The 14,161-nt window shown below is 52.1% G+C and carries 11 protein-coding genes, 1 tRNA gene, 2 rRNA genes and 1 pseudogene; 11 read left to right on the top strand and 4 right to left on the bottom strand.

Going from position 1 to position 14,161, the window contains the following annotated elements; genetic code table 11:
• The first annotated feature begins 71 nt into the window (after positions 1–71).
• From ACOTXL_RS12005 to ACOTXL_RS11970, 8 genes are all read left to right on the top strand, one after another.
• Positions 72–314, top strand: a complete 243-nt coding sequence (locus tag ACOTXL_RS12005) for a YhdT family protein (protein WP_022651933.1) — start codon at positions 72–74, stop codon at positions 312–314.
• A complete protein-coding gene (gene panF, locus ACOTXL_RS12000) occupies positions 304–1,755 on the top strand; it encodes a sodium/pantothenate symporter (protein ID WP_023323805.1) in 1,452 nt (483 codons plus the stop codon). The genes ACOTXL_RS12005 and panF overlap by 11 nt, the downstream gene beginning before the upstream one ends.
• 11 nt (positions 1,756–1,766) lie before the next feature.
• A complete protein-coding gene (gene prmA / locus ACOTXL_RS11995) occupies positions 1,767–2,648 on the top strand; it encodes a 50S ribosomal protein L11 methyltransferase (RefSeq protein ID WP_003860381.1) in 882 nt (293 codons plus the stop codon).
• 137 nt (positions 2,649–2,785) lie between these two features.
• The gene (locus ACOTXL_RS11990) at positions 2,786–3,526 is read left to right on the top strand and encodes a carbonic anhydrase (protein WP_045350318.1); all 741 of its coding nucleotides are present in this window, start codon (positions 2,786–2,788) and stop codon (positions 3,524–3,526) included.
• A 329-nt stretch (positions 3,527–3,855) separates the two neighbouring features.
• Positions 3,856–4,821 (top strand): tRNA dihydrouridine synthase DusB, encoded by a 966-nt coding sequence (dusB, locus tag ACOTXL_RS11985; RefSeq protein WP_022651936.1) that lies wholly within the window; start codon positions 3,856–3,858, stop codon positions 4,819–4,821.
• Between the two features lie 23 nt (positions 4,822–4,844).
• Complete coding sequence (fis, locus tag ACOTXL_RS11980) at positions 4,845–5,141, top strand: DNA-binding transcriptional regulator Fis (RefSeq protein WP_000462905.1); 297 nt, start codon at positions 4,845–4,847, stop codon at positions 5,139–5,141.
• A gap of 178 nt (positions 5,142–5,319) precedes the next feature.
• Complete coding sequence (locus ACOTXL_RS11975) at positions 5,320–5,484, top strand: DUF2556 family protein (protein WP_003860373.1); 165 nt, start codon at positions 5,320–5,322, stop codon at positions 5,482–5,484.
• Positions 5,485–5,624: 140 nt separating this feature from the next.
• The gene (locus ACOTXL_RS11970) at positions 5,625–7,709 is read left to right on the top strand and encodes a putative bifunctional diguanylate cyclase/phosphodiesterase (RefSeq protein WP_045337062.1); all 2,085 of its coding nucleotides are present in this window, start codon (positions 5,625–5,627) and stop codon (positions 7,707–7,709) included.
• Here the strand turns inward: ACOTXL_RS11970 and envR are convergent.
• Positions 7,704–8,352: pseudogene (gene envR / locus ACOTXL_RS11965) on the bottom strand (acrEF/envCD operon transcriptional regulator). The gene ACOTXL_RS11970 and the pseudogene envR sit on opposite strands and share 6 nt — an antisense overlap.
• A gap of 398 nt (positions 8,353–8,750) precedes the next feature.
• On the opposite strand from envR, the gene ACOTXL_RS11960 reads away from it, so the two are divergent.
• The 3 genes from ACOTXL_RS11960 to ACOTXL_RS11950 all read left to right on the top strand — a co-directional run bounded on the left by ACOTXL_RS11960 (position 8,751) and on the right by ACOTXL_RS11950 (position 13,485).
• Positions 8,751–9,890 (top strand): efflux RND transporter periplasmic adaptor subunit, encoded by a 1,140-nt coding sequence (locus ACOTXL_RS11960; protein WP_032660585.1) that lies wholly within the window; start codon positions 8,751–8,753, stop codon positions 9,888–9,890.
• Positions 9,891–9,901: 11 nt separating this feature from the next.
• Positions 9,902–13,015 (top strand): efflux RND transporter permease subunit, encoded by a 3,114-nt coding sequence (locus ACOTXL_RS11955; protein WP_045350316.1) that lies wholly within the window; start codon positions 9,902–9,904, stop codon positions 13,013–13,015.
• A 248-nt stretch (positions 13,016–13,263) separates the two neighbouring features.
• Complete coding sequence (locus tag ACOTXL_RS11950) at positions 13,264–13,485, top strand: lipoprotein (protein WP_003860364.1); 222 nt, start codon at positions 13,264–13,266, stop codon at positions 13,483–13,485.
• Positions 13,486–13,825: 340 nt separating this feature from the next.
• Here ACOTXL_RS11950 and rrf (ACOTXL_RS11945) read toward each other — a convergent pair.
• The 3 genes from rrf (ACOTXL_RS11945) to rrf (ACOTXL_RS11935) all read right to left on the bottom strand — a co-directional run.
• Positions 13,826–13,941 (bottom strand): 5S ribosomal RNA (rrf, locus tag ACOTXL_RS11945).
• Positions 13,942–13,984: 43 nt separating this feature from the next.
• Positions 13,985–14,060, bottom strand: a tRNA-Thr gene (locus ACOTXL_RS11940).
• Positions 14,061–14,074: 14 nt separating this feature from the next.
• Positions 14,075–14,161, bottom strand: a 5S ribosomal RNA gene (gene rrf / locus ACOTXL_RS11935); the annotation flags it as partial.

Below are 14,161 nucleotides of genomic sequence, written 5' to 3'. Positions count from 1 at the left end.
TTTTTATTTCTGGGGATCGCTAAGCCCCATCATGTACAATCCCCGCTTTCTTCATCCACAAGGGACAAAAAATGGACAAACGTTTTGTTCAGGCCCATAAAGAAGCGCGCTGGGCGCTGTGGCTGACCCTTCTCTATCTCGCCGCATGGTTAGTAACTGCTTACTTACCTGATTCGGCGATTGGCATTACCGGCCTCCCGCACTGGTTTGAAATGGCCTGCCTGCTGCTGCCGCTGATGTTTATCCTGCTGTGCTGGGCGATGGTGAAATTCATCTATCGCGATATTTCACTGGAGGACGATGATGCAGCTTGAAGTCATTCTGCCCCTTATCGCTTACCTGTTCCTGGTGTTTGGCCTGTCGGTTTATGCGATGCGTAAACGTTCGACCGGCACCTTTCTGAACGAGTATTTCCTCGGGAGCCGCTCAATGGGTGGCGTCGTGCTGGCCATGACGCTGACCGCTACTTACATCAGCGCCAGCTCGTTTATCGGTGGCCCGGGCGCCGCTTATAAGTACGGGCTGGGCTGGGTACTGCTGGCCATGATCCAGCTGCCTGCCATTTGGCTCTCTCTGGGCATATTGGGTAAAAAGTTTGCCATTCTGGCCCGTCGCTACAATGCCGTAACGCTGAACGATATGCTGTTTGCTCGCTATCAGAGTCGCTTGCTGGTATGGCTGGCAAGCCTGAGTCTGCTGGTGGCGTTTATTGGCGCAATGACGGTGCAGTTTATCGGCGGCGCACGTCTGCTGGAGACGGCAGCCGGTATCCCCTATGAGACGGGCCTGGTCATTTTCGGTGTGAGTATCGCGCTGTATACCGCGTTTGGCGGGTTCCGCGCCAGCGTACTCAACGACACGATGCAGGGGATGGTGATGCTCATTGGCACTCTCGTTCTGCTGGTGGGTATCGTGCATGCCGCAGGGGGCCTGAGCCATGCGGTTGAAACCCTGGAAGCGATCGATCCGAAACTGGTCTCGCCGCAGGGGGCGGATGACATCCTCTCTCCAACCTTTATGACCTCGTTCTGGGTGCTGGTGTGCTTTGGCGTGATTGGCCTGCCGCATACTGCCGTGCGCTGCATCTCATATAAAGACAGCAAAGCGGTGCACCGCGGGATCATTATCGGGACAATTGTGGTGGCGATCCTGATGTTTGGTATGCACCTGGCGGGCGCGCTGGGCCGCGCGGTGATCCCTGACCTTACCGTACCGGATCTGGTCATTCCGACCCTGATGGTGAAAGTGCTTCCGCCGTTTGCCGCCGGGATTTTCCTCGCCGCACCCATGGCGGCCATTATGTCGACCATCAACGCTCAGTTGCTGCAAAGTTCCGCTACGATCATTAAAGATCTCTATCTGAATTTGCGCCCTGAACAGGTCGAAAATGAGCGACGCCTCAAGCGTATGTCGGCGGTGATTACCCTGGTGCTGGGGGCGTTACTGTTGCTGGCCGCGTGGCGTCCACCGGAGATGATCATCTGGCTAAACCTGCTCGCCTTTGGCGGGCTGGAGGCCGTTTTCCTGTGGCCGCTGGTGCTGGGGCTGTACTGGGAACGCGCGAATGCCGCGGGTGCATTAAGCGGCATGATTGTCGGGGGCGTCCTGTATGCCGTTCTCGCCACGTTTAAAATTCAGTATCTGGGCTTCCATCCGATCGTGCCTTCGTTACTGTTAAGTTTACTGGCGTTTGTGGTGGGAAACCGTTTTGGTCGACCGGTGCCACAAACTGCCCTGATTTCTACTGACAAATAAAGAGTTTTGCCATGCCGTGGATCCAATTAAAACTGAACACAACCGGCGCGAACGCCGAAGAACTGAGTGATGCGCTGATGGAGGCCGGTTCGGTCTCTATCACCTTCCAGGACACGCATGACACGCCGGTCTTTGAGCCGCTGCCAGGCGAAACGCGCCTGTGGGGTGATACGGACGTTATCGGCCTGTTCGATGCAGAAACCGATATGAAAGAGGTCGTGGCGATTCTGGAAAACCATCCGCTGCTTGGCGCGGGTTTCGCGCATAAAATTGAACAGCTGGAAGACAAAGACTGGGAACGCGAGTGGATGGACAACTTCCATCCGATGCAGTTTGGTCAGCGTCTGTGGATCTGCCCAAGCTGGCGTGAAGTGCCCGATGAAAACGCCGTCAACGTGATGCTGGATCCGGGTCTGGCGTTCGGCACCGGTACCCACCCGACAACCTCCCTGTGCCTGCAATGGCTGGATGGCCTGGATCTGGAAGGCAAAACCGTGATCGACTTCGGTTGCGGATCCGGGATCCTTGCTATCGCAGCACTGAAACTGGGCGCGGCAAAAGCCATCGGGATCGACATCGATCCGCAGGCGATTCAGGCCAGCCGTGATAACGCCGAGCGTAATGGCGTTTCCGATCGCCTTGAACTGTATCTGCCCGATGCACAGCCAGAGGCGATGAAAGCCGATGTGGTGGTCGCGAATATCCTGGCTGGCCCATTACGCGAGCTGGCGCCGTTAATCAGCGTGCTGCCGGTTGAAGGCGGTCTGCTGGGCCTGTCCGGTATCCTTGCCAGCCAGGCAGACAGCGTCTGTGAAGCCTACGCCGATCTCTTTGCGCTCGACCCGGTGGTCGAGAAAGAAGAGTGGTGTCGCATCACCGGTCATAAAAAATAAGCGTTTGGCGTGGTCGTCTGACCACGCCTTTTTCCTTCGGTTTTTTCTCCCGCCTTCTTCCTTTCTTCGATAAAATAACCCCACAAATCGCAATGTTAATTATTGATTTGGATAATAAAATTCACAGGAAGAATATGATGAAACACATTTCAGGCAAGGCAGCGCTGCTGGCGCTGAGCATGATTTCGGCTACGGCTTACGCATCACACTGGAGCTATCAAGGAGAAGGCGCACCGGAACACTGGGGCGAACTGGACGAGGCGTACAAGACGTGTAAAAGCGGAATGTATCAGTCGCCGGTCAACATAGATAACACGGTCAAAGCCCACATCTCTCCGCTGGAAACGCACTATATCGACGGCCCGGTCATTCTGACAAATAACGGCCATACTATCCAGGCGAGTGAAAATGCCGATACACGCGACAGCATCACGCTTGATAAACAGCGCTGGACGTTACAGCAGTTCCATTTCCATGCACCATCCGAAAACACGGTGCACGGTAAAAAATACGCAATGGAAATGCATCTGGTCCATAAAAACGCTGACGGCGAACTGACGGTCGTTGCCGTTATGTTCGATCAGGGCGCTGCAAACACTGAACTGGATAAACTCTGGGGCGTGATGCCGGGACAGGTTGACCAGAACGTCACGATTAAGCCAACCCTTCATATGAATAAATTACTGCCCGCGGATAAAACTTACTGGCGTTTTAGCGGCTCTCTGACCACCCCACCGTGTTCAGAAGGGGTAACGTGGCTGGTCCTCAAGCATCCGCTGACCGTCTCTGCTGAACAGCTGCAAAAATTTACTCACACTCTGCACCACGAAAACAGCCGCCCGGTTCAGCCGCTTCATGGCCGTCTGGTTGTTGAATAAGTCGATTTTTTACGTTGATATCCTGTGCTGAAATGCGACGCAGATCGCAAAGAAGCGCCATAATCTGCTGCTTATAGCAGCAGATTATCCCGAACAATTGATCCATTTATTCAGAAATGATGAGAAGTTACGGGAAATTGTAAGCGCCCACAAAATGTTCATTTATTCATAACACAATGATTTAAATAGCGAATAATCTTATCCCAAAAGAATGACTGGCGATTCCTTGATCTACAACAGAGGATTGTTCAAAGTTTGGCCTTTCATCTCGTGCAAAAAATGCGTAATATACGCCGCCTTGCAGTCACAGTATGGTCATTTCTTAACTCATGCGCATCGGACACCACCAGCTCAGAAATCGCCTGATCGCAGCCCCAATGGCAGGTATTACCGACCGGCCGTTCAGGACGCTGTGCTACGAGATGGGAGCAGGATTAACCGTTTCCGAGATGATGTCGTCTAACCCGCAGGTTTGGGAAAGCGACAAGTCCCGCCTTCGGATGGTGCACGTGGATGAACCAGGTATCCGCACCGTGCAAATTGCCGGAAGCGTGCCTGAAGAAATGGCAGATGCCGCGCGTATTAACGTGGAAAGTGGCGCCCAGATTATTGATATCAATATGGGTTGCCCGGCCAAAAAGGTGAATCGCAAGCTTGCAGGTTCAGCCCTTCTGCAATACCCCGACCAGGTGAAGTCAATCCTGACGGCGGTTGTCAGCGCAGTGGACGTTCCTGTTACGTTGAAGATTCGCACGGGTTGGTCGCCGGAACACCGTAACTGCGTAGAGATTGCCCAACTGGCCGAAGACTGTGGCATTCAGGCCCTGACCATTCATGGACGCACTCGCGCCTGTTTGTTCAACGGTGAAGCTGAATACGACAGCATTCGGGCAGTTAAGCAGAAAGTTTCCATTCCGGTTATCGCGAATGGCGACATTACTGACCCGCTTAAAGCCAGAGCTGTGCTCGACTATACGGGAGCTGATGCTCTGATGATAGGACGTGCCGCTCAGGGAAGACCCTGGATCTTTCGGGAAATCCAGCATTATCTGGACACTGGGGAGCTGCTTGCCCCGCTGCCTCTGGCAGAGGTCAAGCGCTTGCTTTGTTCGCATGTTCGGGAATTGCATGACCACTACGGCCAGGCAAAAGGGTACCGAATTGCGCGTAAACACGTCTCCTGGTATCTCCAGGAGCACGCTCCAAATGACCAGTTTCGGCGCACATTCAACGCCATTGAGGATGCCAGCGAACAGCTGGAGGCGTTGGAGGCATACTTCGAAAATCTTGCGTAATGAAATAAAGAGCTGACAGAACTATGTTCGAACAACGCGTAAATTCTGACGTACTGACCGTTTCTACCGTTAACTCTCAGGATCAGGTGACTCAAAAGCCCCTGCGTGACTCGGTTAAACAGGCACTGAAGAACTATTTTGCTCAACTGAACGGTCAGGATGTTAATGACCTGTATGAGCTGGTACTGGCTGAAGTTGAACAGCCACTGTTGGACATGGTGATGCAATACACCCGTGGTAATCAAACCCGCGCTGCCCTGATGATGGGCATCAACCGTGGTACCCTGCGTAAGAAACTGAAAAAATACGGCATGAACTAATTTCGATTAGCTAACTGCTTGTTTAAAAAGGCGCTCTTCGGCATGGGGAAGCGCCTTTTTTATCGTTCGGGCGGGCAACCGTCAACGCTTTGTAAACCTTCCCTTTCCCCACTTTTCAACGCCCGCTTTTCGTGTATATTTCCACCAACTTACAGGCTCTCTTTTCGCGGAATGACACATGATTCGTAAATACTGGTGGCTGGTCGTTTTTGCTGTCTCTGTTTTCATTTTCGATGCGCTGCTGATGCAGTGGATTGAACTGATGAGCACTGAAACCGATAAATGTCGCAATATGAATTCCGTGAACCCGCTTAAACTGGTCAACTGCTCAGAGCTGGACTAACCGCTTCCATCCTGTATAAAACCCTGTTAACACCCAATAAAAACAGGGGCTTAAATCACTTTTCGTCATTTCCTGACGATGATAATGTCTGTCCCCTTTCCAACCGCTCTTGCTTAACGTCTCACACGAGTGAACAGACCATGCTGGTTAGCCAATACAACCAAATCCTCGTAGTCATCTCCTTTGTTGTTGCCATTCTTGCCGCCTATACCGCACTGAATATGGCTGCGCGCGTTGCCGGAAGCCAGGGCGTCGCTGCACGCGTCTGGCTGGCAGGTGGCGGTGTTTCGATGGGGATTGGCGTGTGGGCGATGCATTTCATCGGTATGCTGGCGATGGATCTTTCCATGAGCATGAGTTACAACGCGGCCCTGACCTTGCTTTCGATGGTTATCGCCATTAGCTCGTCAATGTTTGCCCTGTGGCTCGTTAGCGGCGAGCAGCTACGTTTGCGCCGGCTGCTGCCTGGCGCCGTCGTGATGGGAACGGGCATTGTTGCCATGCACTACACCGGTATGGCTGCCCTGGAGGTCACACCGGGTATTGTCTGGGATAAAACGTGGGTGGCTATCTCTGTGGTCATAGCCCTTGCCGCTTCACTGGCCGCTCTTTGGCTGACGTTCCGTTTACGTCAGGAAGCCGCACGAATGGCGTTGATGCGGCTGGGGGCGGCGATCACCATGGGCATCGCTATCGCTGGCATGCATTACGCTGGCATGGAAGCAGCACAATTTCCGATGTCGACGATGGTCCACCATCATGGCATTAACGGGAGCTGGCTGGCGATATTGGTTAGCGTGGTCGCGCTCGCTATTCTGGGGATTACGCTGCTGGTGTCGATGTTCGATGCCCGCCTTCAGGCTCGTACCTCGCTGCTGGCCTCATCACTGGCAGAAGCTAATCGTGAACTCGCACAGCTGGCGTTGCATGATACGCTGACGCGATTACCCAATCGTATTCTGCTTGAGGATCGCCTCGATCAGGCCATTAGCAAGGCCGATCGCGAAGGAAGCCCTTTCGCGCTGATGTTTATGGATCTTGACGGCTTTAAAACCGTCAACGATGCCTATGGTCATGATGTCGGTGACAAGCTTCTGGTAGCGGTGACTCAGCGTTTGCTGTTGCAGTTGAAAGGTCAGTACACGCTGGCGCGTATCGGTGGGGATGAATTCGTGCTGCTGGCCGAAACCGCCACCCCGGATGATGCTGCCTCACTGGCAAATTCACTGGTGCGCGTCATTGATAGCCCGTTCCATCTCGATCCTTACGAACTGATGGTCACCCTGAGCATTGGCATTGCGCTCTATCCACACGATGGCAAAACCGATCGTGAACTAATGTTTAACGCTGATGCTGCGATGTACCACACGAAACATATGGGTCGCAACGGCTATCACTTCTTCCAGCCGTCAATGAATACGCTGGCGCAGACGCATCTACAGCTGATGAATGATCTGTGGCAGGCCATCGACCGTGATGAGTTACGCCTGCTTTATCAACCTAAATTCCACGCCCCTGCCGGGCCGGTCATCGGGTTCGAAGCGCTGTTACGCTGGCAGCATCCCAAACAGGGATTACTCTCCCCCGACCTGTTTCTACCGCTGGCAGAGAAAACAGGGCTGATTATTCCGATTGGAAACTGGGTAATCGACGAGGCCTGCCGCCAGCTGCGTGAATGGCATCTTCAGGGCCACACGGACTGGTCAATGGCGGTGAATCTTTCTACGTTGCAGTTCGAACAGCCGTCGCTGGTTAAAACGGTTCTCGATTGTCTGACGCGCCATAGCGTGCCGCCCGGCATGTTGATTCTGGAGGTGACTGAAACCACGGCAATGAGCAATCCGGACGAAAGCGTACGCGTCCTGACAGCGCTGACGGATGCGGGAGTAAAAGCCTCAATAGACGATTTTGGTACAGGTTACTCAAGCCTTCTCTATCTTAAGCGGCTTCCCGCCTGCGAGTTGAAAATCGATCGCGCTTTTGTGAAAGAGTTAAGTGGAGAGAGCGAAGATGCGACAATTGTCTCGGCGATTGTCGCCCTGGCAAAAACGCTGAATCTGAAGGTCGTGGCGGAAGGGGTCGAAACCGCAGCGCAGCAGACCTTCCTGACAGAACTGGGATGCAATACGCTACAGGGTTATCTGCTGGGCAAACCAATTACCGCGCAAGCTATTATGGAACAGTGCCAGCACGGGGAGATGTCGCCACCCCGGGCGCAGTCATAAGGCTGTATCGTAAACCACTGGCGCCACTCGGGTGATATTTAGTGTCGCCAGAATATTATCCACCAGCGCCGGCGCTTGTTTGTACAGATTAAAACTGGTGTTATCCATTAACCAGTTTTTAATGACTCCGCTAAAAAAGGCATGGAAAACAATCAGCGCCAGTTCAATATTAGTTTGCGAAGAGATAATGTTATGAGCAATGCATCGCTTAAGCGTCTTGCGAAGATAATCATCGTTTAAACCGATCCGCTTGCGTATTTCACATTCTGAAATCACATCGTCATGAAATTCACACTTATGATACAGAATTTGTAAAAGCGCATACTGTCGGGGTTCGCTCGCAATATATTGCAGCGCAACAATAAATTGTTCACGAAGCATTAACAAATGGGTCGTCATTTTCGGAAAGCATTAGCCTGTCACGAATGATTTCACGCAGCGGCAATTGCTGTTCCCATATTGCGTTAAATATTTCCGCTTTACTCGAGAAATGCCAGTAAACCGCCCCGCGAGTGAGTTGAGCTGCATCGGCAATGTCGGTAAGCGTGGTGCTGGCCACGCCACGCGTCGCGAATAGCCTGATAGCGGCTTCAATCAGCTGCTGGCGGGTCTTTTGAGCCTCTTCTTTCTTTTTGCGCGCCATTACCTGCTACTCGTTACTTACAAGATTGATACGTTATCAAAGGATATTGCCGTGGTCGTGTCAGACAAAGTATTAACCAAAATCCTTGTTAGTTTTGCACAAAAAAAGTCAATTCGTTTAATTTATAAACCTCGTGAATAAATTGAATATATTAAATACATAAAACATATGTATAGCTTTCACCAAAAAGCATTTCGTTGATTATCCTGACAGAAATAGAGTGTCGAATGCACTGGGTCAGATTCCGATTTTTACTTTTTAAAAGCTCCATCAGCACTTATAAATTAAAAAACATTAAATACCCTCATTATTATACGAAGCTACATTTCTTTTTTTGCCTCACACCCTTTCACCGATTCATGACAAATATCGGTTCAGGGGTAGTTTAAGGAACAGTAATGACGAATCACTTCAGATGCTTACCCTTATCCGGTTTCATTGTCTGTGCCGCGCTGCTTACCGGGTGCGATGGGCAAGAAAACCCACAGCAGCATGCGCAAGCTCCTCAGGTCAGTGTTCATATTGTTAAAAGCGCGCCACTGGCCGTAAAGACAGAATTGCCTGGCAGAACTGACGCGTATCGTGTTGCGGAGGTTCGTCCCCAGGTAAGTGGTATCATTCTGCACCGTAATTTTACCGAAGGCAGCGACGTCAAAGCGGGTGAATCCCTTTATCAGATCGATCCGGCCACGTATCAGGCAGCCTACGACAATGCGAAAGGTGAACTGGTAAAAGCACAGGCGGCGGCCAATATCGCTCATCTGACGGTGAAACGTTACGTTCCGCTGGTCGGTACGCAATATGTGAGCAAGCAGGAGTACGATCAGGCGGTGGCAACCGCCCAGCAGGCGGATGCGAGCGTCGTTGCCGCGAAGGCTGGCGTTGAAAGCGCGCGGATCAACCTGGCTTATACCAAAGTCACATCCCCAATCAACGGGCGTATAGGTAAATCCAGCGTCACCGAAGGGGCGTTGGTTACTAATGGTCAGTCGACTGCACTGGCGACGGTTCAGCAGCTCGATCCCATTTATGTCGATGTGACGCAATCCAGCAGCGATTTTATGCGTCTGAAGCAGCAGACGAGCCTGCAAAAGGGAGACACCAGCAGCGTCGAGTTGCTGATGGAAAATGGCCAGCCTTATCCACTGAAAGGAACGCTCCAGTTCTCTGATGTCACGGTAGATGAAAGTACCGGCTCAATCACCCTTCGCGCCCTCTTCCCTAACCCTCAGCATATGCTGTTACCGGGTATGTTTGTCCGTGCACGCATTGACGAAGGTACACAACCTGATGCCATTCTTGTTCCCCAGCAGGGGGTAACCCGTACACCGCGCGGGGATGCCACTGTGCTTGTGGTAAACGATAAAAACCAGGTGGAATCGCGCACTGTCGTTGCACCGCAGGCGATTGGCGATCGCTGGCTGATCACGGAAGGCCTGAAAAACGGCGACCGCGTCATTATCAGCGGCCTGCAAAAAGTTCGCCCTGGCGTTACCGTCGTGGCTATTCCTGATACCGCCGCGACTCCAGCCAGTTAAGGAATAACGACATGGCTAATTTCTTTATTCAACGGCCTGTTTTCGCCTGGGTACTCGCCATCATTCTGATGATTGCAGGCGGGCTGGCCATTTTAAAACTGCCGGTGGCGCAATATCCGACCATTGCGCCGCCAGCGGTGGCGGTGACAGCAACCTACCCTGGCGCTGATGCCCAGACGGTACAGGACACCGTAACTCAGGTTATCGAACAGAACATGAACGGTATCGATAATTTGATGTACATGTCGTCCACCAGTGATTCCGCCGGTAACGTCACCATTACGCTGACGTTCGAGTCGGGTACGGATCCTGATATCGCGCAGGTGCAGGTTCAGAACAAACTCCAGCTCGCCATGCCGCTGCTGCCGCAAGAAGTGCAGCAGCAGGGGATTGGCGTGGAGAAATCCAGCAGCAGCTTCCTGCTGGTTGCAGGCTTTGTGTCGGACAATAAAAATCTCACGCAGGATGATATCTCCGACTATGTCGCTTCTAACGTAAAAGATGCGATCAGCCGTACTTCCGGCGTCGGTGACGTGCAACTGTTCGGTGCCCAGTATGCAATGCGCATCTGGCTGGACAGCAACGCGATGAACAAATATCAGCTCACGCCGCTGGATATCATTAACCAGCTGAAAACACAGAACGACCAGATTGCTGCGGGCCAGTTGGGAGGAACGCCGTCCGTACCAGGGCAGCAACTGAACGCCTCAATTATTGCTCAAACACGCTTGAAATCGCCGGAGGAGTTTGGTCGTGTGACGCTGAAGGTGAACCAGGACGGTTCAATGGTCCACCTGAAAGGTGTGGCACGCATTGAGCTGGGTGGCGAAAACTACAACATGGTCACCAAAATCAATGGCCAGGCAGCAACGGGGCTGGGGATCAAGCTGGCGACTGGCGCAAACGCGCTGGATACCGCTGCCGCCATCAAGAGTAAACTGGCGCAGTTGCAGCCCTTCTTCCCTCAGGGTCTGAAAGTCGTGTATCCGTACGACACCACACCTTTCGTGAAGATCTCCATCCATGAAGTGGTGAAGACGCTGTTTGAAGCGATTGTTCTCGTGTTCCTGGTGATGTACCTGTTCCTGCAAAACCTGCGGGCAACGCTTATTCCCACTATCGCCGTTCCCGTGGTGTTACTGGGCACCTTTGCGGTACTGGCTGCGTTCGGGTTCTCCATTAACACCCTGACGATGTTCGGGATGGTATTGGCGATAGGTCTTCTCGTCGATGACGCCATCGTGGTAGTCGAGAACGTAGAACGCGTCATGGTTGAGGACAAGCTGCCGCCAAAAGAGGCGACGCAGAAGTCAATGGAGCAAATCCAGGGCGCTCTGGTGGGCATTGCCATGGTGCTTTCGGCGGTATTTATTCCGATGGCATTCTTTGGTGGTTCAACCGGGGCTATCTATCGCCAGTTCTCGCTGACCATTGTCTCCGCGATGGCCTTGTCGGTACTGGTGGCGTTGATATTAACGCCTGCTCTTTGTGCAACGCTGCTCAAACCGGTTTCCAGCGAACATCATGAAAAGAAAGGTGGTTTCTTCGGCTGGTTTAACGCGTTCTTTGATAAGAGTGTGGAGCACTACAGCAACAGCGTGAGCGGCATTTTACGTAAGACCGGCCGCTATCTGCTGGTTTACGTCATCATCGTCGGCGGCATGGCAGTTCTGTTCCTGCGCCTGCCTTCCTCCTTCCTGCCGGAAGAGGATCAGGGTGTGTTTATGACGATGGTTCAGTTGCCGGCAGGGGCGACGCAGATGCGTACCCAGCAGGTACTCGATCAGGTTCAGGATTATTACCTGACAAAAGAGAAAGCGAACGTTGAATCGGTCTTTACCGTAAACGGGTTTAGTTTTAGCGGACAGGGTCAGAACTCCGGTATCGCTTTCGTCAGCCTGAAGCCATGGGAAGAGCGTCCGGGCAAGGAAAACGGCGTTGAGGCGATTGTCAGCCGCGCGACGAAAGCGTTCAGCCAGATCAAAGACGGCCTTGTATTTCCGTTTAACCTGCCTGCCATTATTGAACTGGGTACCGCAACAGGCTTTGACTTTGAACTGATAGACCAGGCAAACCTGGGACATACGCAGTTAACGCAGGCGCGTAACCAGCTGCTGGGCATGGTGAGAGAACATCCTGACTTACTGGTCCGCGTGCGTCCTAACGGACTGGAAGATACGCCACAGTTCAAGCTGGACGTCGATCAGGAGAAGGCACAGGCGCTGGGTGTGAGCGTGTCTGACGTCAATCAGACTATTTCAACAGCCCTGGGTGGCACCTATGTGAACGACTTTATCGATCACGGACGGGTGAAAAAAGTTTATGTCCAGGCTGATGCTCGCTTCCGTATGCTACCCGGAGACATTAACGGCCTGTATGTGCGTAGCGCTAACGGCGAAATGGTGCCTTTCTCTGCCTTTAGCAGCTCTCACTGGGTGTACGGTTCACCGCGTCTGGAACGTTACAATGGGATGCCATCAATGGAGATCCTCGGTGAGTCTGCACCAGGCAAAAGTACCGGTGAGGCAATGGCGCTGATGGAAAACCTTGCGTCAAAACTGCCGTCCGGCATCGGCTATGACTGGACGGGGATGTCTTATCAGGAACGACTTTCCGGGAATCAGGCTCCGGCGCTGTACGCCATTTCACTTATTGTGGTGTTCCTGTGTCTGGCGGCTCTCTATGAAAGCTGGTCAATTCCATTCTCGGTCATGCTGGTTGTGCCTCTGGGGGTGATCGGTGCGCTTCTGGCTGCATCAATGCGAGGGCTGAACAATGACGTTTACTTCCAGGTTGGTCTGCTTACAACAATTGGTTTATCAGCCAAGAACGCCATACTGATCGTTGAGTTCGCCAAAGATCTCATGGATAAAGAAGGCAAAGGGATTATCGAAGCCACGCTTGAAGCCTCGCGTATGCGTCTGCGTCCTATCCTGATGACTTCCCTGGCATTCATCCTTGGTGTTATGCCTCTGGTCATCAGCAGCGGTGCAGGTAGTGGTGCACAAAATGCGGTCGGGACGGGCGTGATGGGCGGGATGCTCTCAGCCACACTGTTGGCCATATTCTTTGTTCCTGTTTTCTTTGTGGTTGTCCGGAGACGATTTACAAAGCACAAGGATTAATGAAAATCATAAAGGCACCTCTGGTGCCTTTTTTATTTCCTGAAAAAAATGTAAAAATACATCCCCTCTTCACATTTCCTCCATTAATAATTACTGCCCGCGCTTTTTTCTTCATAATTTTTACAATCCACACAAATTGAGATTATTCCACGTGCTGCATGGTATTAGTGCGGTGGTAAAATAATCATCGATTCGTTAATTGCCACATCGGCTCTTTAGCGAATAGGCGATCATATTGAGGTAACATCATGAAAAGATTCCTTTCCGTTGCACTTCTCGCTGCGCTGCTTGCTGGTTGCGCGCACGATTCTCCATGTGTACCGGTATACGACGATCAGGGGCGACTGGTTCACACCAATACCTGTATGAAGGGCACTACCCAGGATAACTGGGAAACAGCAGGTGCGATTGCTGGTGGCGCCGCGGCAATCGCTGGCCTGACACTCGGTATTGTCGCCCTCACTAAATAAGGCTTCTAAAAGCGCGGCGATGGCCGCGCTTTTATTTTTGCCTGATATAAGAAACGTATATTCCCCATCGCAAATAACATCAGATATTAATTAAATTCAATACGCTACCTTACTCCTCGCTATATCCCTTACCTGTACAGCATTTGGCATAACATTTAATTCATTTAACACTACTGCGAGCCAGCAGAATGCATTTCACAACTACAGTTTCAGTACGGTAAAGCGCTACGTCCGTAGGGTATTAACGGCACCAGTGAGAACATCGAATGAGGGAATTGGTTTAGCTAGAGATATAACGCAAAAAGGCCATCCTTTCGGATGGCCTTTCTACTTGTTTGATGTCTGGCAGTTCCCTACTCTCACATGGGGAGACCCCACACTACCATCGGCGCTACGGCGTTTCACTTCTGAGTTCGGCATGGGGTCAGGTGGGACCACCGCGCTAAAGCCGCCAGACAAATTCTTTTACTTCTTGCCGAACTTTAACCTAAGTATAAAGTGGTGCTGATACCCAGAGTCGAACTGGGGACCTCACCCTTACCAAGGGTGCGCTCTACCAACTGAGCCATATCAGCACGCTAAATTTGATGCCTGGCAGTTCCCTACTCTCACATGGGGAGACCCCACACTACCATCGGCGCTACGGCGTTTCACTTCTGAGTTCGGCATGGGGTCA

Origin of the sequence: Enterobacter cloacae complex sp. IR5402, assembly GCF_049238125.1 — a bacterium.
Taxonomy (GTDB): domain Bacteria; phylum Pseudomonadota; class Gammaproteobacteria; order Enterobacterales; family Enterobacteriaceae; genus Enterobacter; species Enterobacter hormaechei_C.
The sequence above is the reverse complement of the archived record's forward strand: the minus strand, read 5'-3'. Positions and strand labels throughout refer to the sequence as shown.